The following is a 4,159-nucleotide window of genomic DNA, read 5'->3' as shown; positions in this document are numbered from 1 at the left end:
TTGGGCTCGTAGATCGGCTGCGCAGCCTTCTGCAGATGGATGACGACCGGCCGGCCATCGCTTCCCATCCCGATGTAGGGCAGTTTTTCGGGATCGTCGTAGCTGACGGGAAGCTGCACGGCGAAACCGTCGCCATAAACATCGGATCGGTAGCCGCTCTGGACGCTACGCGTACCGTCGGGCCACTCCAGCATGAAGGCGATGTTTTCGTTGTCGTAGATCGCCCGCACCTTCGCCGCTTTGGCTTTGGCCTCTTTGTTGAGAGTGTTGGCTTTCAGGTCGTTCATCTGCACCGTCGTCTGGGGATAGAGCAGCACGGTCGTGGGTTTCACGTAGTCCCACGCCTTCGATGTCGGTGTCAGTTTCGTCACGTCCCGCTCCGTTTTCTGCGCCACGACGGCATCCTGCGCCAGCATCGTCGTCACGGCGAGAGAAGAGGCCATGATCGCTTTTGTCATCTTATTCATATTCCACCACCTTAAACTTGTATTTGTTCGAGGTCATTTTGCCCGCCATGTAGCGATTGTCGATCGGCGCCAGGGAGATGCCCTGCTGCTTCGCGATGCCCTGATAGTACTCCTGATCGAGCCGGAACATGTCGGAGTGCTTGTAGGCGATCAGCAGATCCATCAGTTCGCTTTCCCCCGTCTCTTTCCGCTTCTTCATCTCGGCACGCAGTGTCTTCATCGCCTGATGCACCTCTTTGCCGAAAAGTTTTTCCAGCTCTTCGATCGGCACACGGTTGCTTCCCTCGATCACGCGCCCTTCGGCGTCGAACTTCGGCGGCGCTTCGGTGGGCGGCACGTAGTAGACGTTGGGCTGGGTGCCGTAGTCGCTGCGCAGCGGCAGGGCGACTTTGTATTTGTGGACCAGCTTATGGACCTGTCCCTCCTCGTCGTCCAGGAACCCGACGAAGCGGATACGGCCCACGCACTGCTGGGCGCACGCCGGCGGCAGCCCCTTTTCGATACGCGGGAAGCAGAGGATACACTTCTCGCTCTTGCTGATTTTCGGATTGAAATAGATCTTTTTGTAGGGACACCCGGCGATACAGTAGCGGTACCCCTGACAGCGGTCCAGATCGACCAGGACGACGCCGTCCTGCTCCCGCTTGAAGATCGCGTCGCGGGGACAGGCGCTCAGACACCCCGGATTCGTACAGTGGTTGCAGATCCTGGGAATGTAGAAAAAGTAGTTGTCGCTGGGGAAATTACCCGTTCCCTCGTCCTCGTCCCAGTTGGGCCCCCACGTCGGTTCGACATTGGGCTTGAGCTGTTCGCCAAACTGCAGTTCGTCGTGGTTGTAGTCCCACGGCACCCCGTAGTCGGCTTCGATGTTGGGCACGATACCCGCCTGCAGATCGCCGGCGGCGTCGAATCCGCCGCCCAGCTCCATCCAGTTCTTCGGATACCCCGTTCCGGGATAGGTTTCGACATTGTTCCAGTACATGTACTCGCGGCCGTTTCGGTTGGTCCACTGGGTCTTACATGCGACGGTACAGGTCTGGCATCCGATACATTTGTTCAAATCCATTACCATGGCTAATTGTCGTTTGGACATCGCTTATTCTCCTTCTCTCACATCGAGTCGCTTTGCGCGAAAAAAGTTCGTCGTTTTCATACATTGGCCTTTTCGAAATCGATCGCGCCGTCGTAGGCGTACTGGTTGCCGTCCCAGAGACCGCCGAATTTCAGGTGTCCCCAGCCGTCGGCCATCTCCAGCAGGTTGAGCGCCGTCGGAACGACTTCGTTGTGGCCCTTCTTGAATTTGTACATATAAGGCTCCCATCCGTGCTCCATCACCAGGCCGTCCGGCGGACAGGAGCTGGAGACTTTCGCCATGGCGTAGAATTCGCCCAGGGAGTTGAAGATACGGATCGTATCGCCGTCCTTGACCCCCTTCTTCTCGGCCACCATGCGGTTGACCTGCACATAGGGGACCCCCCGCTGCAGGCGCTGCAGGATGCGGCTCTGCTTGTAGTTGGAGTGGATCGACCAGCGCGCGTGGGGCGTCATCAGGACGAAGGGGTACTGGTTCCCCTGGGGACGGATCCCCTCCATTCCGGTATTGGTCGCGGCGCCCATCTTGATGAACATCGGATGGTCGACGTAGAAGGTCTGGCGGCCGCTGAGCGTCTCCATCCGCTCGAACTTGTAGAGATGGTTCTCGAAGGTGAAGTAGGGGCGGTCGGCATAGAGGGGCGACATCTTGCCCGCTTTTTCGTTGAGCTGCAAAAATCCGCCCGCCTTGTACATCTTCTCCATCGTCCAGGGCTCGTACTGCTCGCACTTCTCCAGCGCCGCCTGGACCGCCAGCTTGTCGGTGCCCAGATAGGGTTCCGCCGCCGCTTCGGACTCTTCGTCGGTGTTGGTGTACTCTTTGTGGAAGTTGAGCAGGTCGTGATACCCCTCGCGGGCGTATTTTTTCATATCGGGCACTTTCGCCTTGTCACGGTTTTCCGGACGGTTTGCCACCTCTTCGAGCTTCTTGGCCAGCAGTGCGAACATGCTCCACTCGTCCATCGCCTCGCCCACGGGCTTCATGTTGGCGATCGGCTGGGCCAGGTTGGTGAAGCGGTGGTATCCCGGGCTTGTACGCAGGTCGTAGACCTCGTAGTGGGATTTGGCCGGCAGCAGGATGTCGGCGTAGACCGCCGCCTCGCTCATGCGGAAATCGACGTAACAGAAAAATTTCGTCTTATTCAGAAAGGCTTCGCGATAGTCGCTGCCCTTGTTCCGGCGAAACTTCGAGTCGGCCACGATGATCGCCGTATCGGGTTGCCACCAGGGCTTGACCACGTTGCCGTGGTGCGACTCGTTGTTGGCCTTGCCGTTTTTGCCCTCTTCGAGCAGCTTCTCGACGATCTCCATGTAGTCTTTTTTGCTCAAGCCGTTCTGGGCCCGGCGGACATCCTCGTCGCTGAAATATTTGTCGAAGGTCTTCATGCCGTCGCCGAAGACGAACTCCCCGACGAAACCGGATCCGAACCTGGGCGCGTACTTGCCGCCGAAACCGCTGAGCGCCCCCAGCCCGCTGAGGCTGAATTCGTTCTCGGTGTTGAGGCCGCCGTAGGGCCCCATCCGTCCGGTCAGGCCGCAGATGGAGGCGATGTTCCAGATCGTCATCATGCCGTTGAAGTATTTGTTCAGCGAGAAGCCCGTCGTGATGGTGACGACTTTCGGCTTGGCGATGTCGTGGGCCAGCTCACGGACGATGTCCGGATGCACGCCGGTGATCTTCTGCGTCTTTTCCGGCGCGAAGTTCGCCGCCGATTTCTTGAGCATCTCGAAGACGGTGGTCACTTTCACCTTTTCGCCGTCGGCGAGGGTCACCGTCCAGGTGCCTTCCAGCTCCGGATCGATCCCGAACTCTTCGAGACGAAGCGTATGGTGCTCGCTCCCTTCGCTACCCGGCATCAGGACCGGCTTGCCCGTTTTGGCGTTCATTGCGTAGAACTCCTCTTCGAACTTCTCTTCCTCCTCCTCGTTTTTGGCGTGTTCCATATCGGAGCGGCGCAGGAGTTTCTGGTCGTCCAGGCGTACCAGGAACGGCAGGTCGGTGAAGATCTTCATGAAACCCGGTTTGTAGAGCTTCTCGTTCAAAATGACGTGGATGACGCTCATCGCCAGAATGTTGTCGCTTCCCGCCTTGACGGGGATCCAGAGATCCGCCGACTTGGCCGAGGCGTTGAACTCCGGCGTGATGATGATCACCTTCGCGCCGTTGTACTTGCCCTCCCAGACGAAGTGGGCGTCGGGAATCCGCGAAACGGAGGGGTTGCCGCCCCAGAAGACCGACGTGTCGACGTTGTACATGAAGTCGTAGGTACCCCCTACGTTCCCTTCGCCGTAGGCGATCGCCGCACCGGAGAACATGTCTCCCAGGTAGGAGGCGGGATAGATACGCACCGCGCCCAGCTGCGTCGAGAAGCGAAGCGGCGCGCCCCGGCGCCCTTCGGTCAGAAGACCCGTACCGGCGTGTACCATCAGTTTGTCGGGACCGCGGTTGGGATCGGTCATGACATCGAAAATCTTTTCGGCCACTTCCGTCGCCGCCTCGTCCCAGCTGATCCGCTTCCATTTGCCCTCGCCGCGCTCGCCGACACGCTTCATCGGATAGAGGATGCGGTCTTTCTCGTACATGATCTGCGAGTGCTGGA

Annotated in this window: 3 protein-coding genes; all 3 read right to left on the bottom strand. The window is 58.9% G+C overall.

Going from position 1 to position 4,159, the window contains the following annotated elements; translation table 11 throughout:
- Positions 1-467 (bottom strand): ethylbenzene dehydrogenase-related protein (locus Q1K23_RS08160; protein WP_300363704.1); only part of this gene is annotated, 467 nt, incomplete at its 3' end.
- Positions 460-1,560, bottom strand: a complete 1,101-nt coding sequence (locus Q1K23_RS08155) for a 4Fe-4S dicluster domain-containing protein (protein WP_300363702.1) — start codon at positions 1,558-1,560, stop codon at positions 460-462. The genes Q1K23_RS08155 and Q1K23_RS08160, both read right to left, overlap by 8 nt.
- Before the next feature lie 56 nt (positions 1,561-1,616).
- Positions 1,617-4,159 (bottom strand): molybdopterin-dependent oxidoreductase (locus Q1K23_RS08150; RefSeq protein WP_300363701.1); only part of this gene is annotated, 2,543 nt, incomplete at its 5' end.

This window comes from Hydrogenimonas sp. (assembly GCF_029933015.1).
Taxonomy (GTDB): Bacteria; Campylobacterota; Campylobacteria; order Campylobacterales; family Hydrogenimonadaceae; genus Hydrogenimonas.
Note: the sequence above shows the minus strand (reverse complement) of the source record. Positions and strands in the feature narration are given on the sequence as shown.

Excerpts from the sequence above, each read along its gene's own strand:
- Q1K23_RS08155 (WP_300363702.1), bottom strand. The coding sequence starts at position 1,560 with ATGTCCAAACGACAATTAGCCATGGTAATGGATTTGAACAAATGTATC.